The following is a 24,152-nucleotide window of genomic DNA, read 5'->3' on the forward strand; positions in this document are numbered from 1 at the left end:
ACCGGCACGTGGAGATGATTGGGATGCGGGGCCTTCTTCTTGGTTCGATTGTCGCAGCTTTGCTGCTCGGGAGTTGCGCTGCACCCAGAGCTGGAATCGAGGCAACCGCGATACCGGCGAGCGTTGCGGACAAGGCACGCTGCGCCAGCAGCGATATCGCGGTCGATACGGATTTTGCTGCGGGCGCGCTCCAATCCTGCGTGATCGGAGAGGGAGGAGCCATAGCCATAACCCTCGCGCCCGAGGACGAACCACCCATCAACTGCAGTCCCTGGTATGCCTTCCGGGTGACCCCCGCCGCTCCGGTCGAAGTCGACATATCGCTGTCCTATACGGCATGTGGTCACCGGTACTGGCCCAAGATCAGTCACGACGGTGTTGTCTGGACATATCTCGAACCCGACCAGGTGGTTGTCGCGGAGGTGGGCGAGAGCCGGATGGCTCGATTGAACCTCGACAGCGACGGGCGCCCCTTCTTCATCGCGGCGCAGGAGATCGTGGTTTCCTCGACCTACGAGGCCTGGCTGGACAGCGTTGAGCCGCATCCGGACGTGAAACGAAGCCTCCTCGGAAAATCCGCAGAAGGGCGCGAGATTCCGATGCTGAACATCGGGAACACTTTGGCGCCCGCGCGCGAAACGGTTGTCCTCGTGGGGCGACAGCATCCGCCAGAGGTCACCGGGGCCTTGGCCATGTTCCCGTTCGTCGAGGCGCTGTTGGCGGATGACGAGCTCGCGCGGGCCTATCGCGCGCGGTTCCAGACGGTCGTGGTGCCACTATTGAACCCCGATGGCGTCGAGCGCGGTTACTGGCGGCATGCGACTGGCGGCGTCGACCTAAACCGCGACTGGGGTAGGTTCACGCAGCCGGAAACGCGCCTCATGGGCGACCTGATCGCGGGGATACACGCCGACCCTGCGCGCAAGTTCATGCTGTTCCTCGACTTCCACTCGACCCAGAACGATGTGGTCTACACGCTCTCGAAAGACCTCGAAACCGATCCGGTCGGCTTTACCGATGCCTGGCTGGCCGAATACCAGGCCATGCTTCCGGGCTACGAAGTGGCCGAGAGACCCGGCTACAGCGCAGGACGCGGGGTAGCGAAGAACTGGATCTACGAAGAGTACGGAGTGCCCACGGCGACCTTCGAACTGGGCGACGAGACCGACCGGGCGCTTGTCCGACGACTGGGCACAGCGGCGGCAAGGGCGATGATGAAGACGCTCCTGGAAACTCCCGCAAGCTGAAGCAACCACTCCCCTTTCGGTGGGGACTGCATCGCAAAAGCCCCCGGCGAGGGAGATCGCCGGGGGCCTCCGGATTGCGCACCGATATGGGAGGTTCGGTGCGACCAGCCGATCAGAAACGGAAAGCCACGCCCGCGCTGATGACCCATGGATCGAGCTTGTGCTCGGTTTCGATCGCTAGGGTTTCCCCTGCGTACCAACGCGCGGTCGTGTCGACGAAATAGCGCTTGGCATCGAGGGTCAGTCCGAAACCGTTCTCGCCGAGGCTGATGTCGGTGCCTGCCTGTAATACGAAGCCGAATTCGTCCGACAACGTCGTGCGGGTGACGCCGAGCGGGATGGTGTCCGCGCCCGGTTCGACATCGACCCACCAGAAATAGGTCGCACCTGCGCCGATATAGGGTTTCACCGCGCCCGCATCGAAATGATACTTGGCGGTAAAGGTCGCGGGAATGACCTTGCCGTCAGACACCAGTTCCGCGCCGGTCAGGCCCGATACTGCATCGACATCATGTTGCGTCAGGCAGCAGATCGTTTCGATCGAGAAATTGGGGCTGACGAAGTATTCGATCGCCAGCGTGGGCACGACATTGTCGTTCGCTTCTGTTTGCGTGCCGGCAGGCAGGCCGACATTGTCGGTCGTGAATTCGGTGATCTTGCCGTCCGGAGCGACATAGGTTCCGAGCACCTTGATCTGCAGCTTGCCCTCGTCGTCCTGCGCCTGGGCAGGCGCGGCAAGCATTGCCAGACCGCCGAGTGAAGCCACGAGCAGATTTTTCATTTCCTTGTCCTCTGGCGCTGCAGTGGCCGCACCTCGCGGCCCAGGGTTCTTGCTGCGCATGGCGGTGAGGTAGGGGCCCGCAAATTTCCGCGCATTGATCTGGATCAAGGAACTGGCAGGCCGATTGTCGGACAGGGATTGCATGATGAAATGCGTCCCCGCCTTCGAACTGTTTGCCAGCCGGGTCCTGCCGCCGAGGCTTCCCGCCTGTGAATTGGCAGAGTTCCAGTCGCTCGCGCGCTCCAGCCAGCTGACGAAAGAGCAATCGCTCGATTTCCAGCACGGCGGATCGCAATTCGTATTCCTGGCGCGCGGAGCAACGAAGCTGGTCGCGCATGCCTCTGAATCGCGCGACCAGATCGTGGCATTCCATTTCGCGGGAGACGTGTTCGCTGTCCCCGAAGCCGATAACTACTCCTACTCGGTCAGCGCCCTGAAGGACTGCGATGTCCTGTCATTTCCGAGCGAGGAATTCCTGTCCCTGGCATCGAACGACACAAAGGTGCTGCGCCACTTGCTTGACAATACCACACTCTCGCTACGCCGCTGCCGGGAGAAGACGGTTGCGCTGGGCCGCAAGACCGCTGGCGAGCGGATCGCCGTCTTCCTGCTCGGCATGGCGGAGCGGATCGGTGTCGAACAGGACGGCCGGATATCGCTCGACCTGCCCATGTCTCGCCGTGACATATCGGAGAGCCTCGGCCTCACGATCGAAACGGTCAGCAGGCAATTCACCAAGCTGAAGGACGACGGAGTGATCGCGACGACGGGCAGGTCGGGCGTGGTTCTTCGCAAACCGGCACATCTTCGCGATCGAGCCGGCTTCATGCGCGATGCCGCATGATTTCTTTTTCGAATTTGATCTGGATCAATGCCCTTCGCGGGCCAGCCGCCTAGTCACCGGCAAAAGGACGGAGAATTCTATGCACGCGGAAGCAGCGCTGGGCCGGGTGGGCCTGTGGTTCCTTGTCATGCTTGCGGCCGTTGCGGCGGCGCTGGGCGCAGCCGATAGCGGCTTTGCGGCGCACGCATGGCTGATCGCGATCCTGGGCTTCGTGATGATCTGGTTGAGCGCCTCGCGCTTCGATCCCGTCGGTCGGGCTCAAGGCTTCTTCAAGATGCCGGATACACCCTCGCGTTACGACGACGATGTCATTCGCTGGGGCGTTATCGCGACCATGTTCTGGGGCCTGGCGGGGCTTCTGGCCGGTGTCTTCATCGCTGCCCAGCTCGCCTTTCCGCAGCTGAATATCGAGCCTTACCTCAACTTCGGGCGAGTGCGTCCGCTGCATACCAGTGCGGTGATTTTCGCCTTCGGCGGCAACGCACTGCTCGCCACCAGCTTCTATGTCGTGCAACGCACGTGCCGCACGCAATTGGCCTTCCCCGGCCTCGCGCGCTTCGTGTTCTGGGGCTACCAGCTCTTCATCGTGCTGGCGGCGACCGGCTATCTCCTGGGTGTTACCCAGTCGAAGGAATATGCCGAGCCCGAATGGTATGTCGACCTGTGGCTGACGATCGTCTGGGTCGCCTATTTCATCGTCTTCGTCGGCACGCTGGCGAAGCGCCGCGAGCCGCACATTTACGTGGCGAACTGGTTCTATCTCGCTTTCATCGTGACCGTCGCGATGCTGCACATCGTCAACAATCTGGCGATGCCGGTGAGCCTGCTGGGCGCCAAGAGCTATTCGGCCTTCGCGGGCGTGCAGGATGCGCTGACGCAGTGGTGGTACGGCCATAACGCGGTGGGCTTCTTCCTGACCGCCGGCTTCCTCGCGATGATGTATTACTTCGTCCCGAAGCAGGCCGAACGTCCGGTCTATTCCTACCGCCTGTCGATCATCCACTTCTGGTCGCTGATCTTCCTCTACATCTGGGCAGGTCCGCACCACCTTCATTATACCGCGCTGCCCGACTGGGCGCAGACGCTCGGCATGGTCTTCTCGATCATGCTGTGGATGCCGAGCTGGGGCGGGATGATCAACGGCTTGATGACGCTCAACGGCGCCTGGGACAAGGTCCGCACCGACCCGATTATCCGCATGATGGTAATGGCTCTCGCCTTCTACGGCATGAGCACTTTCGAAGGGCCAATGCTGTCTATCAAGAGCGTCAATTCGCTCTCGCACTATACCGACTGGACCATCGGGCATGTGCATTCCGGCGCGCTCGGCTGGAACGGGCTGATCACCTTCGCCTGCGTCTATTTCCTCGTGCCGCGCCTTTGGAAGCGCGAGCGGATGTATTCGCTGCGCATGATCAACTGGCACTTCTGGCTCGCGACGATCGGCATCGTTTTCTACGCCGCCAGCATGTGGGTTGCCGGCATCATGCAGGGCCTAATGTGGCGCGAATACGGTCCCGACGGGTACCTCGTCTGGTCTTTCGCCGACAGCGTTTCCGCGATGTTCCCGATGTATGTCCTGCGCGCCGTGGGCGGACTGATGTACCTCGGAGGGGCGATCATCATGTCCTACAACATCTGGATGACGCTGGCGGGCAAGCAACGCGAGGAAACGCCGATGCGCGATGCTGCCTACGATCCCGAGGCGGACCGTCCGATCGTCAACCAACCCACCGCCATTCCGGCCGAATAGGATCCCGCGACCATGACCGATCCCGTCGTCGACGAAACCGTCAAGGGCCACAAGCGGCTCGAACGCAACATCACGCTGCTTGCCATCGCCACGTTCGTGACCGTGGCCATCGGTGGCCTCGTCCAGATCACGCCGCTGTTCTATCTCGAGAACACGATCGAGAAGGTCGAGGGGGTGCGCCCCTACACCCCGCTGGAACAGGCCGGGCGCGACATCTACATTCGTGAAGGCTGCTACGTCTGTCACAGCCAGATGGTACGCCCCTTCCGCGACGAGGTGGAACGCTACGGCCACTACAGCCTCGCAGCCGAGAGCATGTACGACCATCCTTTCCAGTGGGGCTCCAAGCGCACCGGACCGGACCTTGCTCGCGTGGGCGGGCGCTATTCGGACGAATGGCACGTCCAGCATCTCGAAGACCCGCAGAGCGTCGTCCCCGAGAGCGTGATGCCGCAATATGGCTTCCTCAAAAACACCGATCTCCACATTGGTGATCCCAAAGCCACGATGACTGCGCTGATGCGGGTCGGCGTGCCCTATACGGAAGAGGATCTTGAGAAGGCTGAGGCCGACATGCTCGCGCAGGCCGATCCCGACCTCGATCCGGGCAATCTGGCCGAGCGCTATCCCAAGGCGCAAATTCGCGATTTCGACGGCAACCCCGACCGGTTGACCGAGATGGACGCCCTGATCGCCTATCTCCAGATGCTCGGCACGCTGGTCGATTTCGAAAGCGCCGCCCCGCTCGAGGAACTGGCAGAGGAGAAGGGTCGATGAGCCTTTACGAGACCCTTCGCCACTTCGCCGACAGCTATGCGCTGATCGTGATGCTGGTGCTGTTCGTGGGCCTGTGCGCCTGGCCGTTCCGCCCGGGTGCGAAGAAGCGCAACGAGGAAGCTGCAAATCTGATCTTCGAAGGACAAGACGATGGCGAATGAGGGCCCTGGCAAACGGATCGACCAGCCGACCGGCACCGAAACCGTCGGCCACGAGTGGGACGGGATCGAGGAACTGGACACGCCGCTGCCGCGCTGGTGGCTGTGGACGTTCTATCTCACGATCATTTTCTCGATTGGATATGTAATCGCCTATCCCGCCTGGCCGATGATCGACCGTGCAACCGCGGGCATGCTCGGCTGGTCGAGCCGAGGACAGCTGTCCGAAGAGATGAGCGCAGCCGACCAGGCCCGTGCCACGGTGCGCGAACAGCTGGCCCGCATCCCGCTCGAGCGACTGCCCGAGAACAGCGACCTGATGCAGCAGGCCGTTGCCGGCGGCGCTGCCGCCTTCCGCGTCAACTGCGTGCAGTGTCACGGCTCGGGCGCGGCGGGCAGTCAGGAACTGGGCTATCCCAACCTCAATGACGACGACTGGCTTTGGGGAGGCGACCTAAAGGCAATCGAGTACACGCTGGTCCATGGCATTCGCGAAGCAGGCGACGACGAGACGCGCAGCAGCGTCATGCCGCCCTTCGCAGGGGCCTTCGACAGCGCGCAGCTCGACGCACTGACCGATCACGTCCTCTCCTTGAGCGGCAAGGCCGACGCGAATGCAGTGGGCGCCCAGATCTATGCCGACAACTGCGCCGCCTGCCACGGTGTGCGTGGCGAAGGCGACCGCGCGCAGGGTGCGCCGACTCTCAATGACGCGATCTGGCTGCGCGGGAGCAGCCGTGACCAGATCAAGCAGCAAATCCTCAATCCGCGCATGGGCATGATGCCCAAGTGGGAGGGTCGTCTCGATCCGGTGACGATCAAGATGCTGGCTGCCTATGTCCATTCGCTCGGGGGAGGGGAGAACTTCGTGGAAGTTGCCGAGGATCCCGAGGTAGAGGTCGATGAGCAACCCTGACGATCCAAGAAAAGACGGCGAGCGCGACTGGTCGGTCGTCGTCGAGGACGGAATAGCCAAGTCCAACGAACCCGTGTCGAGCGCGGTCGCCGATGCCGAGGCGGCGACCCGCCGACACGAACCGCACGAGCCGCCGCGCCAGTCTTTGCCGGAAAAGCTCTACGAACCGCGCAAGGCAGTTCACAACAAGCGCATCGATGGGCCCTTCCGGCGCTTCAAGTGGCTGGTGATGGTTGTCACGCTCGGCATCTACTACATCACCCCCTGGCTGCGCTGGGATCGCGGTCCCTACTCGCCCGACCAGGCAGTGCTCGTGGATCTGGCCAATCGGCGCTTCTACATGTTCAGCATCGAGATCTGGCCGCACGAGTTCTATTTCGTTGCCGGACTGCTGATCATGGCCGGCATCGGCCTGTTCCTCGTCACCAGCGCGGTTGGCCGCGCCTGGTGTGGCTATGCCTGTCCGCAGACTGTCTGGACGGACCTATTCCAGCACGTCGATCGCTTCGTGGATGGGGACCGGAACGCGCGCATGCGCCTTGATGCAGCGCCCTGGACATGGGGCAAGGTGACCCGGCGCGGCCTCAAATGGTCGATCTACGCGGTCATCGGTTTTGTCACGGGCGGTGCGTGGATCCTCTATTTTGCGGATGCTCCGTCCCTGTTCCGCGATTTCTTCGCCGGCGAGGCCGCGCCCGTCGCCTATATCACCGTCGCGATCCTCACGCTTACCACGGTGACGCTGGGCGGCTTCATGCGCGAGCAGGTATGCATCTACATGTGCCCCTGGCCGCGCATCCAGACCGCGCTGATGGACGAGAAGTCCCTCCTGGTGACCTACAAGGACTGGCGCGGCGAACCTCGTGGAAGCCTCAAGAAGTCCAAGAAGGACCCCGACCAATTCGGTGACTGCATCGATTGCATGCAGTGCGTTCAGGTCTGCCCGACAGGGATAGACATTCGCGAAGGGCCGCAGATCGGGTGCATCACCTGTGCATTGTGCATCGATGCCTGCGACCGCGTGATGGCGGATATCGGCCGCCCGCGCGGGCTGATCGACTACGCCACGCTGGAGGATTGCGAGCGGGAGGCTGCGGGTGGCGAACCCAAGGCTCCCTGGCGCACGCTCCTGCATCCGCGCACAATCGCCTATTTCATGATTTGGGCCGGTATCGGTGGGGCTTTGCTCTTCGCCCTCGGTACGCGCAGCCATACGGAGCTGACCGTGGCGCCCGATCGCAATCCACCCTTCATGCTCCTGTCGGATGGCTCTGTGCGCAATTCCTACACTCTCAAGCTGCGCAACATGGAAAGCCGGCCGCGCGAAATGGAAATCGCGGTGGAGGGCCTGCCCGGCGCCATCATGTGGACCGATACGATCGGCCGGGACAATGCGGCGGCGGCCCAGACCGTGACCGTTCCGGCAGACCTCGTGCGGCAGGTGCGCGCCTATGTCGCGGTCCCGGCCGGCGGTACCTCGCAGCAATTCACTTTCCGCGTCACTTCGCTCGATGAGCAGCGCGAGACCGACGTCGTGGAAACCCGCTTCGATGCACCGGAGGACGAATGATGCAGCGTGAATTCACCGGCAAGCACATGACCATGATCCTCGTCGCCGGATTCGGCATCGTGATCGCGGTCAATTTCTACATGGCTTCGGTTGCCATTGGCGGTTTCGGGGGCGTGGTGGTCGAGAACTCCTATGTCGCCAGCCAGAAATTCAACGGCTGGCTCGCCGAAGCGCGCGAGACCGAGAAGCTCGGCTATTCGGCGGACCTTACAAGGGACGCAGACGGCAGGCTGGTTGTAGAGACACGAGGCGTGCCCGACACGGCCATGCTTTCTGCAGAACTGCGCAGACCGCTTGGCAAACCCGAGGACCGCTCGGCCCTGTTCGAGCAGGTTGCAGAAGGCCGCTATGTTTCGACAGAACCGCTTCCTTCCGGACGGTGGATCGCCCGGCTCACGGTCGAAACGGGCGGGCGTCGCTGGGTGGACGAAGCCGAAGTCCGTTGAACGCTCCGCTCTCTCACGATGCCCTTGATGGCGCGAGGATGCAGGACAGCCGTTTCACGGTTCCGGGCATGCGTTGTGCCGGATGCATCGCGAAGATCGAGCGCGGCCTAGAGCAGGTCGACGGAGTCGAGGCGGCACGGGTCAATTTCTCGGCCAAGCGCGTCGCTGTACGTCACGGCGAGACGCTGGGGGAACAGGACCTGATCGACGCCATCGCGCAGATCGGTTTCGAGGCGCAGCCGGTCGCCGACAATCCACTTGCGACCGATGACCGCGAGCAGAAAGCACTCCTGCGCGCCTTGGCCGTAGCGGGCTTCGGCATGATGAACATCATGCTGCTTTCGGTCAGCGTCTGGTCGGGTGCGGGCGGGGTAACGCGCGAGCTGTTTCACTGGCTTTCGGCGCTGATCGCACTACCGGTGATCGCCTATAGCGGGCGTCCCTTCTTCTCCAGCGCAGCGATGGCGCTTCGGCACAGGCGCACGAATATGGATGTACCGATCTCGATCGGTGTCCTGCTGGCGACTGCGCTCAGCGTCCACGAAACCATCATCGGCGGCCCGCACGCCTATTTCGACAGCGCCGTGATGCTGCTGTTCTTCCTGCTGGCCGGACGCGCACTCGACGCGACCATGCGCAACAAGACGCGCGAGGGTATCGGGGCGCTGCTGTCGCGCATGGGCAAGAGCGCGAGGGTGCTTGATGAATGCGGGGGTAGCCGGACTGTCGCTGCAGAAGATCTCGAACCAGGCATGCTCATGCTGGTGGCGGCGGGCGATGCGCTCGCCGCGGACGGGACGATAGAGGAGGGCGACACCGCGCTCGACAACTCCATGCTCACCGGCGAAAGCGCCCCGCAACCTGTCGCTACGGGTGATCTGGTCCATGCAGGAGCGGTGAATCTCGGCAACCCCGTTCGCGTGCGGGTGACGGCAGCGAGTTCGGATACTGCGCTGGCCCGGATTGCCCGGATGATGGACGAGGCGGGGCAATCGCGCAGCCAGTATGTCCGGATCGCCGATCGCGCATCGCGCCTCTATGCCCCCGCCGTGCACACGCTGGCATTGCTGGCCTTCGCAGGCTGGATGATCGCGGGAGCAGGCTGGCACCAGTCGCTGATCATCGCGATCGCCGTGCTGATTATCACTTGCCCCTGCGCCATGGGCCTTGCGGTCCCTGCTGCGCAGGTCGTCGCCTCCGGCGCGCTGGCAAAGCGCGGGCTCTTAGTGAAGGACGGTAGTGCGCTGGAACGGCTGGCAGAAGTAGACGTGGCGCTGTTCGACAAGACCGGCACGCTGACGCTGGGCGAGCCGGTGCCGGATCTCGATCACCTTACCGCCCGGCAGGCTTCGATTGCCCTCGCGCTGGCGCGCACCAGCCGTCATCCGCTGAGCAAGGGGATTGCAAAACATCTCGAAACGCAGGGTGTCCGGCCGACAGACGTTTCCGAGATGCGCGAGGAGAGCGGCAAAGGGCTTACTGCCAGTTTTGGAGGTGTGCCCGTCGCATTCGTCCGCCCCGAAGGCACCGTGGCTGGTATCGCTACACGGCTGACAATCGGCGAAGAGCAGGTCGACATTACATTTCACGATGCCATCCGGGCCGATGCAGGCGACGCGATCCGCGCGCTTGCCGAACTGGGTGTACAAGCTTCGGTACTCTCGGGAGATCGCGCGGCGCCGGTCGAAGAAGTTGCCAATTCGCTCGGCCTCGAATGGAGGGCTGGGCTGCTTCCGGGCGAGAAGCTTTCCCTGCTGGAAGATATCAAGGCCGCTGGTCACCGTCCGCTGATGGTCGGCGACGGAATCAACGACGGCCCGGCCCTCGCTGCCGCCCATGCCTCGATTGCACCGGGAACCGCGAGCGACGTCAGCCAGCAGGCCGCCGATGCGGTCTTCCTCGGGAAGGCACTGATGCCTGTAGCACTCGCGGTCCGTGTGGCCCGTAAGACGATGCAGATCGTGCGCCAGAATTTCGCATTGGCGGTGATCTACAACGTGCTTGCAGTACCGCTCGCACTGGCTGGCTTGGCTACGCCGCTCATCGCAGCAGTAGCAATGTCGCTGAGCTCGCTGATCGTGGTGGGCAACTCGCTTCGCCTGGCTAGGGCAGCCGGATGACCGGTCTCGCTTTCCTGATCCCCATTGCGCTCGGTCTCGGGCTGCTGGGCCTTGCCGCCTTCTTCTGGGCGATGCGCAAGGGGCAGTTCGAGGACCTGGACGGGGCAGCGCAGCGTATCCTGATCGACGATGAGGAGGATGGCGAGTGAGTGCCTCGATGCTTTCCGGCCTGCTTGTGGCGGTCAGCCTTGTGCTCGGCCCGCTAGAGGCAGCGCCCGAGACGATCAGCGCAAGGCTCTGCAATGGAGGCTTGATCGAGATACCGATCGAGCGTGAGCCGCAACCGGACGAGCCCTGCGCCCTTAAGGCCTGTCATTCCGCCTCGTGCCGCAAGAGATTTGATCTGGCTCAATGACCCCGCGCGCCCGCAAGCGCATCACCGCGCGCATGTGGACATACTACCCAGAACTGCTCGCCAAGCCCGTGCCGCGTTACACGAGCTATCCGACTGCTGCCGAATTCGGTGATCTCGATCCGGATCGGTACCGACAGGCGCTGCGCAACGCAGAAGGCGACATCTCGCTCTACATCCACATCCCCTTCTGCGAGAAGATCTGCTTCTATTGCGGTTGCAACACGGCCCATGCCGGGCGCAAGCAGCGGCTGGAATCCTATCTTGATGCCCTGCATGCCGAAATCGAACTGGTCGCTTCTCTCTTGCCTCCTACCGCGCTGGTCCGCAGGATTGCGTTCGGCGGTGGAAGCCCCAACGCCATCGAGCCCGATCAATTCCGGCTGCTCGTCGACAAGCTGTTCTTCTCTTTCGCGACAGCTGATCCGGTGCTTTCGATCGAGCTCGATCCCCGGACCATGACGAGCGATTGGGCAGAGGCCATCGGACATGTCGGGATCCAGCGCGCAAGCCTGGGCGTGCAAACTTTCGCCCCGCATTGCCAGCAGGCGATCGGGCGCGTGCAGGACGAGGATTGCATCGTGCGTACCGTCGACTGGCTGCGCGAAGCGGGCGTGACCTCGCTCAATTTCGACCTGATGTACGGTCTTCCCGGCCAGACGATGGCCGATCTCGAGGATAGCCTGCAGCGTACCCGCGTGCTGGGCGCGGATCGCGTGGCGCTGTTCGGCTATGCACATGTCCCGCACATCGTCCCGCGCCAGCGCGTGATCGACGCAAGCGAGCTACCTGACCAGGAACAGCGCTTCGCCATGGCGGAGCTGGGCTACGCCTATTTCGCCACCCATGGCTACACACCCATCGGCTTCGACCATTTTGCTCGGCCCGGCGGGGACCCGCTGGCACGCGCTGCCTTCGACGGCACGCTGCGGCGCAATTTCCAGGGATTCACAGACGACACGAGCGACGTGCTCGTAGGATTGGGCGCCTCGGCGATCAGCAGCTTTCCGCATTTGCTCGCGCAGAACGAGAAGAACAGCGGCCGTTATCGCATGCTGTCATCGCAGGATCACCTCGCGGCCAACCGCGGCATCCTGCGCACGGCCGACGATCGCTATCGCGGCGCCGTGATCGAGCAGTTGCTGTGCCAGGGACGGGCACAGCTCGGCGCCTGCCTGATGCGCGAGGTGAGGCCCTCGCTCCAGCCCTTCCTCGATCGCGGATTGGTGGACATCGATCGCCAGTGGCTAGACATACTGCCCGAGGGGTTGCCCTATGCGCGCACCATTGCCGCGTTGTTCGACGCCCATCGCGCGGCCACGATGCAGCAATTCAGTTCGGCTGTCTGAGGTCTCTCGCAAGGCAGAGCGGGATTGATCGACGTGTGGTCGGGGAGACTGGATTCGAACCAGCGACCCCTTGTACCCAAAACAAGTGCGCTACCAGGCTGCGCCACTCCCCGACGTACGTCGATCTTCATGCCGGACGGTAAGGTTGGTAGGCCCGGCAGGACTCGAACCCGCGACCTAGCCGTTATGAGCGGCCAGCTCTAACCAACTGAGCTACGGGCCCCCGCCAACCGTCCGTGAAGGCGAGATCGCCGCCTAGCGCCGCCCATCGGCAATCGCAAGCGGCGATACGCGGGTTTTGCCTATCCGGCGGCACTTTCCGGGCTGGGTATGGCATCGGCGCCCGCGAGAAGCGGGAGCGATAGCACCAGCCGGTCGCCATCACGCATCAGTTCGCCGCCTGCGACACGGGCCTCCGCCCGCGCAAGACGAAGCGAGAATCCCGCGCCGAATATCCCCGCGCTGAGCGAGCCGGCGGTGGGCCGCGTCTCTACCGAGAAGATGTCCTCCGCCTCTCGTAGCGTTGCGGGAAGGGTAGCGGCGAACTCGATCTGGTCGCCCTCGGTATCGAGCTGGAGCGCGATGGCCTCGCCCGCGCCCGTCGCTCCCGCAAGCGTTGCGAGCAGTCGCCAGGCGAGGATCTCGGCCTCGGACTGGGCAATCCCGATTGGTGCCCGCGCATCGCCAAGCTTCGCGTCGAAGCGCGCCACGCGGGGGCTGAGCACTGTTTGCAGCTGCATTACCTGCCGCCGGGCGATCGCAGCGAAATCGGCCTGCCCTGCCTCGAGGTCGAGCGCGCCCGCCTCGAGCCTTGCCAGACGGTCGAGCTCGTCGAAGCCGGCGAGGATATGCGCGGCATCGCCTGCGATGGTCGCCGCGATGGCACGGTATTCATGCGGCACTGGCCCGATGACCTGTTGCTGGATGATCTCGGCATAGCCCTGCATCGCATTGACTGGCGTGCGCAGTTCGTGGAGCAACTGGCGGAGGCGATCGGCCTCGGCCTCGCGGCGGCCCGTGCCCTCTTCGGAGACGCGGCGGAAGCGGCCGACATAGCCGAAGAAACGCCCGTCGCCGCGAGTGAAGCGCGGCGTTGCATCGATGATCCACTCACCCTCAATCCGCTTCGCACCGTGCAGGGCGATCCTCGTGTTGTGGAGCGGCTGGCGGCGGTCGATCGCCTCCGCAATCGCGGCCGAGCCGAGAGCCTTGAGATCGATCCCGATCACCATGGGCGCGATCCGGTCCTCCGCCCAGTCGATCTTCCCGGCGGAATCGGCCCCGAACAGGAAGTGATCGAGCTCGGCAGGTTCCGGCACATCCTCCATTGGCATGGGCAGGGGCGGTGCTTCGGGTGGTTCGTGTTCCGTGGTTTCCGCTTCCGGCTCCGCATCAGGCTCTGGGGCAGGCGCGGGGGTGTCTCCTGACCTGGCTGCACGCTCGCGGCGGAAGGCCTCAATCCGTTCGACAAGTGCGCGCACGTCGTCCTTGCCCGGAACCGCGGGGGCAGGCTCGGGTGCCTCGTCTTCCTCAGCAGGTTCTGGAGGCGAGGGATTGTCCTCGGAAATCTCCGGTTCTTCGGACGGCGCTTCTGGCGGAGGACCCAGCTCCTCCATCAGTTCGAGCACTTCGGGCTCGGGCAATGCCCGGTCCGACACACCCAGCCGGTCGAGCACGCGTTCCGCCTCCACCGGCAGGTCCCGGCGATGGCGCAGGAAGCCGCGTGCACGGATCGGTAGCTTCGGGATCAGGTCTACCCATTCCTGCCCGGTCAGTTGCGCACGGTAGAGTGCGGCGGCGGCGACATGCGGGTGCGCCTCGCCGAACCACTTCACCAGTTCGGGATTGCGGAACCGCCAGCCATGTTCTCCCACGATCGAAGCGCGGGTCTTTGGCGGGATCATCTCTCCTAGCGCGATCAGCCGCAGGTAGGCTGCCGCCTTCAGCGCGGGATCGCCTGCCTGTGGGCGCTCGCCGAGCAGGTCGATCAGCTGGCGGAACTGCGTCTTCGCCGCACGCTCGCCAGTTGCGCGGATGCGCAGCACAGTGGCAAGGCGGTCGTCGAAATGCATTCAGTCTCCGGCAAATAGGCGCAAGATCGGAGGCTCAGCCATCGCACAACCGCCCTCAGGGACGGACAACAGATATGGTTAGCCCCGCGTTTACCACTCGCATGCTTTGCGCCGTTGCAAAGCGGGACAATTGCTGGCAAAGATAATAATGTTAGCCAATCGCGTGGCTGTGCGTTTTCAACATTTCATATACGCAAAGCGATGCTGGGGGCTTGTGGCTCAACCGGGGAACGAAGTGTGATGGCCAATCTCGACGATATCGATCGCCGCTTGTTGTCCGAATTGCAGGACGAAGGCCGCATCACCAATGTCGAGCTGGCGCACCGCGTCGGACTGACCGCGCCGCCGTGCCTGCGCCGTGTCCGTGCGCTGGAGGAAGAGGGTGTAATTCGCGGCTACCACGCCGAACTCGATCCCTCGAAATTGGGCTTCTCCATCACCGTTTTCGCCATGGTCAGCCTGAAGAGCCAGGCGGAAGACGCGCTGCGCGAATTCGAAACGGCGATGAAGGATCTGCCCGAGGTGCGCGAGGTGCACATGCTCAATGGCGAGATCGACTTCATCATCAAGATCGTTGCGCGCGATTTGCAGGCATTCCAAGAATTCCTCACCAGCAAGCTCACGCCCGCACCAAATGTGGCGAGCGTGAAAACCTCGCTGACGATCCGCACCAGCAAGAACGAGCCGGGCGTTCCGCTGTGAGCGAGAGCATGCACGGACATTGCCTGTGCGGCGCGGTGCAGATCGAACTGGTCGCGCCCAAGGACGAAATCGAAATCTGCCAGTGCGCCATGTGCCGCCGATGGGGCGGGGCATTCTACCCGGCATTGGCTGGCGAGAGCTTTTCCATCACCGGCGAAGAGTCGATCACGGCCTATGCATCGAGCGACTGGGGCGAGCGCGCCTTCTGCTCGACTTGCGGCACGAATATCTGGTGGCGTTTCAAGCCGACCGGCAATCGGAGCTTCTCTGCGGGATTGTTCGATGACGCGACCGGTCTCGCCATCGAGAAAGAGATATTCGTCGATGAAGGCGCCGAATGGTGCAGTCTCGAGGGGGAGCACCCGCGTCAGACGGGGGCGGAGGTGATCGCCGAGGCAAAGGCAGCGGGTTTCAGCTTCGACTGACCGCCGACGCTAGGGCTCGGACCCTGCGTGGATGGTCCTGCGCAAGGTTTTCCTGAACAAATACGGCTCCAGAAATCGTCCGACGAGATAGATCAGCGCGAACAATGCGGCGAGGCCGTAGGCATCGCGCGGGGAGTAGTCGTCGTCCTCCTCGTCCTCTTCTTCGTCCTCGCCCGGATCCTCCGGGGCCGGAGCGCCGAGCATCTGGTCGAACCAGTGCAATTCGCCCGGCTCCTCGTCTTCCTCGTCCTCTTCCTCGGCTTGCGAGGCTTCCTTGCTCTCCTCCCACTGGCCAAGCATCACGAATCCTTGCGCAAGCGCGAGGAACAGGAGCGGGGCGAGGAAGGTCAGCAGCAAGGCCGGGCTTCCGACATCGTAGCGCAGAAGCTGACCTTGGTTGTCTCCGGCCAGTTCAAGCGAGCCATTGCTGAAGGTCGCCAGCTTGTCCTGCGCGGCGGGATTGGGCTTGCGATAGTCGAGCCGGCGATTGGCCTGGTCTATTTCGAGTTCGCCCTGATCGAAAAGGCCGGAAAGCCGGTCGAATATCTCCCCCGGGGGCAGCGGCGGGTCGACCGGAACAGCGCCACGCGATCGCCAGATGCGGTCGATGACCGGCCATTTGCGAGCCATGACTAGCTTTCCAGCCCGGTGATCTGCTTTGCTTCGCGTCGCTGCGCGATCCAATCGCGCCAGGCCTTGCGTCCTTCGGTCCAGGGAAAGACCATGGTTTCGGAGATTTTCATCCTGCGGCCGCCCTCCATGCCCAGCAGTTCGGCCTCTCCATCGACACATGTGCCGAACATGCGGTCGAAGATGATCCAGATCGTGCCGTAGTTGCTGCGCGTTCCTTCGTAATCCTGCGAGTGGTGGACGCTGTGGTGGTCGGTGGTGTTGAACAGGAAGCGCCACCAGCGCGGTGAATTGAAGCGTGTGTTGATGTGCTGGTACGATCCCACCATGAGGCCGATCGCCCCTGCAATCAGGAAGGCGCGCGGGAGGAAGTCGAAGAAGCCACCCACGCCGAGGCCGATCAGGAACAGCTCGATCGGATGTCCGACCGATCCCTTATACACGTTGAGCTGGGTGATGTAGTGATGCGGTGCGTGGAAGATCCATAGCGGCTGCCAATTGTGCATGCCCCGATGCATCCAGTACTGGCCGAAGTCGAAGATCAGCGAGATCGCGAGTGCCTGCACCAGCAGCGGCAGGGCCACGAACCAGGCGAAGCTCTCCCAGTCGAAAGCGCCCTGGACCCATTCGGTGATCGCATCGGCTCCCCAATACAGCTCCATCATGGTTACCACAGTCATGCCCATGCCGAGGTAGAAGATGTCGGTGGCGAACTCCTTCCAGGTGATATTCCAGCTGCCGTAACGCGGATTGATCCACTCGAGCAGCATCAGGAAAATGCTGAAGCCGATGAATATCTTGAAGCCTGTCGAAGCGACCGCGATTTCGTTGGGGGCATAGTACCAGAAGGCAATCGCGGCGAAGAGCATCACTGGCTGGAAATAGGTGAAGAAGGCCTTCTTGAAGGCGCCTCCCTCGACACGTTCGACATTGTCCCAGCCGACCGTGACGGGCGAATCCGCACCGACGATCCGATTGCCTACACGCACACCTGCCATTTTGCTGTCCCCAATTCCCGGGCGCAGGACCAATGCGTCCTCGCCAGTCGCCGCGTCCCCTTCGTAGCGCCCGAAATTGATTGGCGCCGAGACTATACCTTCCCGGCTTCCCGTCAAGCGGGGCCCGTGCTCTATTGTGTGCGGGTGTCGCAATTGCCGCGTGTATGGTGCGGCGAGGGAGAGGCCAGATGAGAACTATTGCCCTGATTGCGATGCTGTGCGCGGCCTGCGCTCCGACCAGTTCCGAGGAGGTGGAAACGCCCGCCTCAATGGTTGAAGTGAAGATAGCGGCGCCGGGTTTCGTAGACTTCCTGACTGTCGACCAGGACAATGTCTGGGTCACCAATACGGGAAGGGTGGAACTCTGGGGCGTGTCCGGTAAGCGGGCCGAGGTAGAAATTCCGCGTCCTTGCGGCACGATGGCGGCGCTCGATGGCAAGCTCTTTGCAGCCAATTGCGAGGGTGCCAATCTCTACCGCATCGATATGGCAAGCGCCGAGGTTGAGGCGGTGATCGAGACGGGCGTCGCCAATCCCGACGGTGAAACCAACGTCGTCGCTGGCGCCGGCTCGATCTGGATTCCCAGCAATGCGGATGGGCGCATTGCGCGCGTCGATCCGTCGACCAATACGGTGATCGCCGAGATCGAAGTTGTCCCCGGAACCTATTTCCTTGCTTTCGGCTTCGACCGACTTTGGGCCGTCAGCAGCGACCGGCAATTGCTCCAGCGCATCGATCCGGCAAGCGACAGCGTCACCGGGACTGCAGAGCTGGGCAACCAACCGGGGTTCCTCGCAGCAGGCGAAGGCGGGGTCTGGGTGCAGGAACAGAAAGACGGAACTGTGGCGCGGGTCGATCCCGACAGCATGGCGTTGGTGGGCCGCACCAAGGTCGGCGAAAGCCTGCTTTGGGGCGATATCGACACCGCCAAAGGAAGCGTCTGGCTCCGCACGACCGAAGACCAGACATTCGTGCAGATCGATGCCGAGACAGGCGAGATACTTGAGCGCTTCGGCGAACCGGTCGGCAGCGGCGCAATCCGGGCGACACCATATGGTGTCTGGACCAGCGCCCACGACGTCGAGCGGATATCGTGGTGGGGCCAGGCGAGGGACTGAGGGGCAACGCCGGGATGTTCTTGGCGAGCAACCACTTGCGCGGCTCCTCTAGCGATCGCGAAAGGTCATGCTATCCAATGAGAGGTCGATTGTGCTTGTCGACACTGGGGTGAACTGGTCCCGTGAGATAAGGCACTAATCTGCTGCAATGACCCTTTCGACGTGCTAACAATACCTGCGTCGCATGTTTGGAGGGTCCTTGGCCGATATCTTCATATCATACGCACACGGCGACCGCGGCACGATCGAGAAACTTGCCAGCGCACTGGAAACCAGAGGTTACTCGGTTTGGTGGGATCGAGAGATCGCCGCCGGGTCGGAATTCAGCATGGTGATCGAGCAAGAGTTGAAGGCTGCCGATGCTGTCGTCGTAGCGTGGTCTGAACGTTCGCTCGGTTCGCACTGGGTTCGGGATGAAGCGGATTTTGCACGCGGACAGGGGAAACTCCTACCCTTGTCGCTCGACGGTTCCCTGCCGCCGCTGGGGTTTCGGCAAATCCACGCGGTGAACTTTCACGAGTGGGACGGCGATCCTTCACATCGAGTGATGGACGAACTGGATTCATCGATCGGCGGCTCCCAATCTGTCCTGAACGGCGCAGCTTCTGAGCGGCAGGTTCGTCCGACTTCGGCTTCGATTGCGGTTCTTCCCTTCGCAAATATGTCCTCCGACCCCGAGCAGGAATATTTCTCCGATGGAATGGCAGAAGAAGTTCTCAATGCTCTTGCCAATGTGCCGAGCCTTCTCGTGGCGGGAAGGACTTCGTCTTTCGCGTTCAAAGGCAAGAACGTCGATATTCGCGAAATCGGCAGGGTGTTGAATGTCGCCAATGTACTCGAAGGTTCTGTTCGCAAACAAGGCGAGAGGGTCCGCATAACCGCGCAGCTCATCAGGGCCTCGGACGGCTTTCATCTCTGGTCGGAAAAATATGATGGAACGCTCGATGATGTCTTCGATCTACAGGACAAGATATCGCTGGCGATAGTCGGAAAGCTGGAGACCCTCCTTTGCCCAAACACGGATCAGCGCCTTGCCGAGAGGTTGACGGAGAACAAGGAAGCCTATGACCTTTTCCTCAGGGCTCGCGCCTTTCTGAACAAGTACTGGGGTGACGAAACTGTGTCGCGCGCGCTTGAACTTCTGCAAGCTGCGGTGGAGCTCGATCCCGACTTCTTGAAAGCATGGGAATTGATGGCATTTGCCCAGGCGCAGTTGCCGCAGATCATCACTGTTCCCGATGAATCCGTTTATTACGAAGCTTCAGCAAGGGCAGCCGCTCGCGCCCTTGAGATCGATCCTCACTCACTGACTGCTAAATACATAATCGCCTACTCCCAGTGGGATGGGACAGATTTCGTCGGCTACTATGAGAAAACGAGCGAAACGATAGAGAACAATCCCGAGTCGATATTCGCAAAGGCTTACAAGAGCATGGCAATCGGCAGGTTATCTGCTGCCTTGCCGCATATCATGGATGCCCTCGAACTTGAGCCGCTATCTGGCCGAATCTCCCATTGCGCCGGACAATGCTATCTCGGCCTCTCTGAGTTTGAACTGGCCGAAGCGATGTTCCACCGGTCGCAAGAGGCGGGCTTTGCCGGTAGTATTTTCTATTTGGCAGAAGCAAAGGCGATGCAGGGTGAGCCAGATGCCGCGCTCGATATGGTCATGCAAAATTACGAAGCGGTTGGCGAAAGATTTGCCTCGCAATTGAGGTCAAAGGAACAATGGGAAGTCATCTTTCGCGCCAAGTTTTATGACGATCCGAAAGCCCAGGACATGGTGGAGGCATTCATCCTCAATGCCGCGAGAACCGGGTCCGAACCGATCAACTTTCCAATGCTGTCAGGGTTGGTCTGTGGAAGGAGCGCCGAGAGCTATTTCAAGCTTTACCTCGAGCACAGATCACCAAGCAACTGGATCTCCCTCGTAAGCGAAGTCTGGATGCCATCTAAGCGTGCGCGGGGATTTCGCAGGCATCCGGGCTTCAAGGCCTTCGCAGAAAAGATCGGCCTGACTGCCGCCTGGCAGAAATACGGCTGGCCGGACCTCGCGCGGCCCGATCCCGGAACAGACGGATCCAATGGCGCGTGGAGTATAGATTAGGCGATTGGTGGCTGTTGCCGACTCACACTAAGTCGTCAGCGACATGAGCCAGACTCAACCTATCCGTCCCGTTCCTTCAGCCATTCTTCCAGCCATTTGATCGTGTAATCGCCGCTCTTCACGTCGTCCTGCTCGAGCAGTGCCTGGTGCAGCGGGATAGAGGTCTTGACGCCTTCGACGACCATCTCCTCCAGCGCGCGCTTGAGGCGCATCATGCAGCCTTCGCGGTTGCGGCCATAGACGATCAGCTTGGCGATCATGCTGTCGTAGTAGGGCGGTATCGAATAGCCGGCGTAAAGCCCGCTATCTACGCGCACATGCATCCCGCCAGCCGGGTGGTAATGGGTGATCTTGCCCGGGCTTGGCGCGAAGGTGAACGGGTCTTCCGCATTGATGCGGCACTCGATCGCGTGGCCCTTGAACTCGAGCTCTTCCTGCTTGACCGAAAGCGGATGGCCTGCCGCGATGCGGATCTGTTCGCGCACAAGGTCGACGCCGGTGATAGCCTCGGTGACCGGGTGTTCGACCTGCAGGCGCGTGTTCATCTCGATGAAGTAGAACTCGCCGTTCTCCCACAAGAATTCGATCGTGCCTGCACCGCGATAAGCCATGTCGCGCATCGCCTTGGAACAGACTTCGCCCATGCGCATGCGTTCTTCATGCGTGATGACGGGGGAGGGCGCTTCCTCGAGCACCTTCTGGTGGCGGCGCTGCAGCGAGCAGTCGCGCTCGCCAAGGTGGATCGCATTGCCTTCGCCATCGCCGAAAACCTGGAATTCGATGTGGCGCGGATTGCCGAGATACTTCTCGATATAGACAGTCGCGTCGCCGAATGCGGCCTTCGCCTCGCTGCCAGCCTGCTGCATCAGCGTTTCGAGCTGGTCTTCGCTTTCGCAGACCTTCATCCCGCGACCACCGCCGCCCGACGCAGCCTTGATGATGACCGGATAGCCGATCTCCGCTGCGATCTTGCGCGCCTCGGACACTTCCGACACCGCCCCATCGCTGCCCGGAACCAGCGGCAGGCCGAGCTTGCCCGCAGTGCGCTTGGCTTCGACCTTGTCGCCCATGGTGCGGATATGCTCGGGCTTGGGGCCAATCCACTTGATGTCATGCGCTTCGACGATCTCGGCGAACTTGGCGTTTTCCGAAAGGAAGCCATAACCCGGGTGGATCGCGTCAGCGTGGCTCACCTCTGCTGCAGAGATGATGTTGGCGATGTTGAGATAACTGTCAGCAGCGGCCGGCGGGCCGATGCACACGGCGTGATCGGCCAGGCGCACATGCATGGCATCGGCATCGGCGGTGGAGTGCACCGCGACCGTCTCGATGCCCATTTCATGCGCCGCACGGTGGATACGCAGCGCGATTTCGCCGCGATTGGCGATAAGAATGCGAGTGATAGTCATGGCTTACCCAATGACGACGAGCGGCTGATCGAACTCGACCGGCTGGGCGTTCTCGACCAGGATCGACTTCACCGTGCCGGCCTTGTCGGCGGTGATCGGGTTCATGACCTTCATGGCTTCGACGATCAGGACAGTCTGGCCTTCCTTCACGCTGTCGCCGACCTTTACGAAGTCCGCCGCGCCCGGTTCGGGAGCGAGATAGACCGTGCCGACCATGGGCGACTTGATCGCGCCTGCCGTGTCGGCCTCTGCAGGGGCGCTATCGGTTGCGGGGGCTGCTGCTGCGGGTGCCGGAGCTGCCGGGGCGGGTGCTGCCACCGGGGCGGGGGCTGCCGCTGCCATTGCAACGCCGCCGCCGCGGGATACGCGGATCTTGCGGTCGCCATCCTCGACTTCGATCTCGGTGAGCCCGGTGTCGCCCAGCATCTCGGCGAGTTCGCGCACGAGCGAGGTGTCGACGTTCATGCCGGATTTCCCGGCGCTACCTTTGCGTTCGGCCATGAATGGTCCCTTGTTTGGTGTTGCACGCGCCTATGCTCCGGCTGGCGCGGCAAGACAAGGGGTAGGGGGCGGAATTTACAGCGCTGCCGCCTTCTCCAACGCTACGGAATAGCTGCGCGCGCCGAGGCCCTGCACACAGTCCGCCGCTGCCATCCCGACATAGGAAATGTGGCGGAAATCCTCGCGAGTGGTGGGGTCTGACAGGTGCACCTCGATGACCGGCACCTCGATCGCCTTGATGGCATCGAGCAGCGCGATGGAGGTGTGCGTATAGGCCGCCGCATTGAGCAACACGGCCTTGGCCCCCTGCCGGTTGGCCTCGTGCAACCAATCGACCAGTTGGCCTTCGTGGTTGGTCTGGTGGAAGCTGATCTCCAGGCCCAGCGGCCCAGCCTGTTCGCGCAACCTCTTCTCGATGTTGGCAAGCGTATCGGAGCCGTAAATCTCCGGCTCGCGCGTGCCGAGCAGGTTGAGGTTGGGGCCGTTGAGGACGAAGACGGTGTTGGTCATGGACGCTGCGTTAGCGGCAGTTCGCCGGGCTGAGAAGCGGTGTGTCTTCTACCGGCCCGAAAGCGGACGCGCCTCCCGCTTCCGCTTACCCGTTCTCAACCTGCCTTCAGCGCGAAGAACATTGCGGCCATTCCGAACATGATGACGATTCCCGTCACGCTAAGCAGCCGAATGTAAGCGTTCGGTCGATGCTCTTCGGGCATGTCACAACGCGTAATGACGAGATGATTGAGCAGCGCGATGACTGGCCCGACAACAAAATAGATCGACGTTACGAGATCGATGAAAACACTGAAGCTTTCCATCATCATTGCAAGAATGAACAAGCACAAAGCCGCCAGGGCTAACAGGAAGAATGCATACCCACTTTCGCTCGCGCGGCCTCCTGTGTTGCCACGATACTCTTCGTAAACGGCGCCAAACCCGCGTGCTGCACCGTCGAACGAGGCGATCATGGTTGTCGCCATCACACAAAGGGCAGCGATTGCAGCAAGATAGGCCGGGATTGTGCCCAGTGTTTCCCGGTAGAGACCGATTATCTGGGATGCGAGATCGGCCGCTCCGCTTTCTGGGGCGATCCCTCCCGAGTGCATCACGCCGGCCCCCATTACGCAGAAGCAAACAGCAAGTATGCCGGTAAGCATGTAGGCGGCGAAAAAGCCTTTGCGCATGGCTCCCATCGACATCCGCTCGCCCTCCGCTTCATCCTCCTGCGCCTTAAGGGTCCACAGGGAGACTTGCACCGATTGGCCGATAGGGCTTGGCATGAACCCTGCCAGAGCAACAACGAAGAGCAGCGCCATCGGATCAAGGCTCCATTCGACATTTGCCATGCTCTGCCAATCCACGCGCGGCAGAGCCAAGGCCGAAGCGGTGATGGTCGCTACCGTCAGAAAGGCGATCAAGATCTTGTTGAGACCATCCAGCCAACCGAAACCGCCTACAAGCAGAAGCAGTATGGTTGCAGCGATTGCCGATGCGGCCAACGCGAGGATGGGAAGCTGAACACCTGTGAGGGCCGCCAATATCGCGGCTGTCGTGACCGTAACGGCGGCGAGACCTATCGGCGCAATCGTCAACGAGGAGAGCGCATAAAGCGGCACGGCCCAAGGGCCCAATTCCCGATAACCACCGATGATCGTCCTGCGGGTTGCGTGAGCGTAATCCATGCCGAACCGGAAGGCCGGATATTTAAGGGCATTGATGAGGACGATAATGACGATCAACGCCAACCCGAACATCGCGCCTGCGCGGGTCGATTGAACGAGGTGCGATACGCCGATTGCCGAACCGGAAAAAATCAAACCCGGAGCCGCAGCTCGTTGCCATGCGCGAAAATCCATTCATCCCCCTGAAGCCCAAATGCT

At 62.1% G+C, this 24,152-nt stretch carries 23 protein-coding genes and 2 tRNA genes; 15 read left to right on the plus strand and 10 right to left on the minus strand.

Translation table 11 applies throughout. The features are described 5' to 3' along the window. The first annotated feature begins 23 nt into the window (after window positions 1-23). Window positions 24-1,247, plus strand: a complete 1,224-nt coding sequence (locus K3146_RS01795) for a M14 family metallopeptidase (protein ID WP_221544496.1) — start codon at window positions 24-26, stop codon at window positions 1,245-1,247. A 112-nt stretch (window positions 1,248-1,359) separates the two neighbouring features. Here K3146_RS01795 and K3146_RS01800 read toward each other — a convergent pair whose 3' ends face one another. Beyond that, entirely contained in the window at window positions 1,360-2,028 is a 669-nt protein-coding gene (locus K3146_RS01800) for an OmpW/AlkL family protein (protein WP_221544497.1), read from the minus strand. Between the two features lie 145 nt (window positions 2,029-2,173). Here K3146_RS01800 and K3146_RS01805 point away from each other — a divergent pair, with 145 nt between their 5' ends. From K3146_RS01805 to hemN, 10 genes are all read left to right on the plus strand, one after another. Further along, window positions 2,174-2,872, plus strand: coding sequence for a helix-turn-helix domain-containing protein (locus K3146_RS01805; RefSeq protein ID WP_221544498.1), 699 nt, complete (start codon window positions 2,174-2,176; stop codon window positions 2,870-2,872). Between the two features lie 79 nt (window positions 2,873-2,951). Further along, entirely contained in the window at window positions 2,952-4,625 is a 1,674-nt protein-coding gene (ccoN, locus tag K3146_RS01810; protein ID WP_221544499.1) for a cytochrome-c oxidase, cbb3-type subunit I, read from the plus strand. Between the two features lie 12 nt (window positions 4,626-4,637). Continuing rightward, complete coding sequence (gene ccoO, locus K3146_RS01815) at window positions 4,638-5,402, plus strand: cytochrome-c oxidase, cbb3-type subunit II (protein WP_221544500.1); 765 nt, start codon at window positions 4,638-4,640, stop codon at window positions 5,400-5,402. Continuing rightward, window positions 5,399-5,563: a cbb3-type cytochrome c oxidase subunit 3 gene (locus K3146_RS01820; protein ID WP_221544501.1), complete on the plus strand. Its 165-nt coding sequence runs from the start codon at window positions 5,399-5,401 to the stop codon at window positions 5,561-5,563. Before ccoO ends, K3146_RS01820 begins: the two co-directional genes overlap by 4 nt. Further along, window positions 5,553-6,476, plus strand: coding sequence for a cytochrome-c oxidase, cbb3-type subunit III (ccoP, locus tag K3146_RS01825; protein WP_221544502.1), 924 nt, complete (start codon window positions 5,553-5,555; stop codon window positions 6,474-6,476). Before K3146_RS01820 ends, ccoP begins: the two co-directional genes overlap by 11 nt. Further along, window positions 6,463-8,046, plus strand: a complete 1,584-nt coding sequence (gene ccoG, locus K3146_RS01830; RefSeq protein WP_221544503.1) for a cytochrome c oxidase accessory protein CcoG — start codon at window positions 6,463-6,465, stop codon at window positions 8,044-8,046. Before ccoP ends, ccoG begins: the two co-directional genes overlap by 14 nt. After that, complete coding sequence (locus K3146_RS01835; protein WP_345723524.1) at window positions 8,043-8,492, plus strand: FixH family protein; 450 nt, start codon at window positions 8,043-8,045, stop codon at window positions 8,490-8,492. Before ccoG ends, K3146_RS01835 begins: the two co-directional genes overlap by 4 nt. Then, window positions 8,489-10,612 carry a heavy metal translocating P-type ATPase gene (locus K3146_RS01840; protein WP_425594590.1) on the plus strand — a complete coding sequence of 708 codons (2,124 nt, stop codon included), beginning with the start codon at window positions 8,489-8,491 and terminating at the stop codon, window positions 10,610-10,612. The genes K3146_RS01835 and K3146_RS01840 overlap by 4 nt, the downstream gene beginning before the upstream one ends. After that, window positions 10,609-10,761, plus strand: coding sequence for a cbb3-type cytochrome oxidase assembly protein CcoS (gene ccoS / locus K3146_RS01845; protein ID WP_221544504.1), 153 nt, complete (start codon window positions 10,609-10,611; stop codon window positions 10,759-10,761). The genes K3146_RS01840 and ccoS overlap by 4 nt, the downstream gene beginning before the upstream one ends. Window positions 10,762-10,999: 238 nt before the next feature. Beyond that, window positions 11,000-12,313 (plus strand): oxygen-independent coproporphyrinogen III oxidase, encoded by a 1,314-nt coding sequence (gene hemN / locus K3146_RS01850; RefSeq protein WP_221545193.1) that lies wholly within the window; start codon window positions 11,000-11,002, stop codon window positions 12,311-12,313. A 36-nt stretch (window positions 12,314-12,349) separates the two neighbouring features. Here the strand turns inward: hemN and K3146_RS01855 are convergent. The 3 genes from K3146_RS01855 to K3146_RS01865 all read right to left on the minus strand — a co-directional run bounded on the left by K3146_RS01855 (window position 12,350) and on the right by K3146_RS01865 (window position 14,385). Continuing rightward, a tRNA-Pro gene (locus K3146_RS01855) sits at window positions 12,350-12,426 on the minus strand. 33 nt (window positions 12,427-12,459) lie between these two features. Then, window positions 12,460-12,536: transfer RNA gene (locus tag K3146_RS01860), tRNA-Ile, on the minus strand. 79 nt (window positions 12,537-12,615) lie between these two features. Beyond that, window positions 12,616-14,385, minus strand: coding sequence for a sensor histidine kinase (locus K3146_RS01865; RefSeq protein ID WP_221544505.1), 1,770 nt, complete (start codon window positions 14,383-14,385; stop codon window positions 12,616-12,618). A 240-nt stretch (window positions 14,386-14,625) separates the two neighbouring features. Here K3146_RS01865 and K3146_RS01870 point away from each other — a divergent pair, with 240 nt between their 5' ends. Then, window positions 14,626-15,087, plus strand: coding sequence for an Lrp/AsnC family transcriptional regulator (locus K3146_RS01870; protein WP_221544506.1), 462 nt, complete (start codon window positions 14,626-14,628; stop codon window positions 15,085-15,087). Beyond that, the gene (locus tag K3146_RS01875; protein ID WP_221544507.1) at window positions 15,084-15,512 is read left to right on the plus strand and encodes a GFA family protein; all 429 of its coding nucleotides are present in this window, start codon (window positions 15,084-15,086) and stop codon (window positions 15,510-15,512) included. Before K3146_RS01870 ends, K3146_RS01875 begins: the two co-directional genes overlap by 4 nt. A gap of 9 nt (window positions 15,513-15,521) precedes the next feature. Here the strand turns inward: K3146_RS01875 and K3146_RS01880 are convergent, their stop codons facing one another. Then, window positions 15,522-16,142, minus strand: a complete 621-nt coding sequence (locus tag K3146_RS01880) for a hypothetical protein (RefSeq protein ID WP_221544508.1) — start codon at window positions 16,140-16,142, stop codon at window positions 15,522-15,524. A 2-nt stretch (window positions 16,143-16,144) separates the two neighbouring features. Beyond that, window positions 16,145-17,140, minus strand: a complete 996-nt coding sequence (locus K3146_RS01885; protein ID WP_221544509.1) for a sterol desaturase family protein — start codon at window positions 17,138-17,140, stop codon at window positions 16,145-16,147. A 188-nt stretch (window positions 17,141-17,328) separates the two neighbouring features. Between K3146_RS01885 and K3146_RS01890 the strand changes: the two genes are divergently transcribed. Continuing rightward, window positions 17,329-18,258, plus strand: coding sequence for a Vgb family protein (locus tag K3146_RS01890; protein ID WP_221544510.1), 930 nt, complete (start codon window positions 17,329-17,331; stop codon window positions 18,256-18,258). A 199-nt stretch (window positions 18,259-18,457) separates the two neighbouring features. After that, a complete protein-coding gene (locus tag K3146_RS01895) occupies window positions 18,458-20,365 on the plus strand; it encodes a TIR domain-containing protein (protein ID WP_221544511.1) in 1,908 nt (635 codons plus the stop codon). Between the two features lie 59 nt (window positions 20,366-20,424). Here K3146_RS01895 and accC read toward each other — a convergent pair whose 3' ends face one another. The 4 genes from accC to K3146_RS01915 form a co-directional block, all read right to left on the minus strand. Next, window positions 20,425-21,774 (minus strand): acetyl-CoA carboxylase biotin carboxylase subunit, encoded by a 1,350-nt coding sequence (gene accC, locus K3146_RS01900; protein ID WP_221544512.1) that lies wholly within the window; start codon window positions 21,772-21,774, stop codon window positions 20,425-20,427. Between the two features lie 3 nt (window positions 21,775-21,777). Next, the gene (gene accB, locus K3146_RS01905; protein ID WP_221544513.1) at window positions 21,778-22,275 is read right to left on the minus strand and encodes an acetyl-CoA carboxylase biotin carboxyl carrier protein; all 498 of its coding nucleotides are present in this window, start codon (window positions 22,273-22,275) and stop codon (window positions 21,778-21,780) included. 75 nt (window positions 22,276-22,350) lie between these two features. Beyond that, entirely contained in the window at window positions 22,351-22,785 is a 435-nt protein-coding gene (locus K3146_RS01910) for a type II 3-dehydroquinate dehydratase (protein WP_221544514.1), read from the minus strand. Window positions 22,786-22,880: 95 nt separating this feature from the next. Beyond that, entirely contained in the window at window positions 22,881-24,128 is a 1,248-nt protein-coding gene (locus K3146_RS01915; RefSeq protein WP_221544515.1) for a hypothetical protein, read from the minus strand. Between the last annotated feature and the right edge of the window lie 24 nt (window positions 24,129-24,152).

Origin of the sequence: Qipengyuania vesicularis (genome assembly GCF_019711415.1) — a bacterium.
Lineage (GTDB): Bacteria > Pseudomonadota > Alphaproteobacteria > Sphingomonadales > Sphingomonadaceae > Qipengyuania > Qipengyuania vesicularis.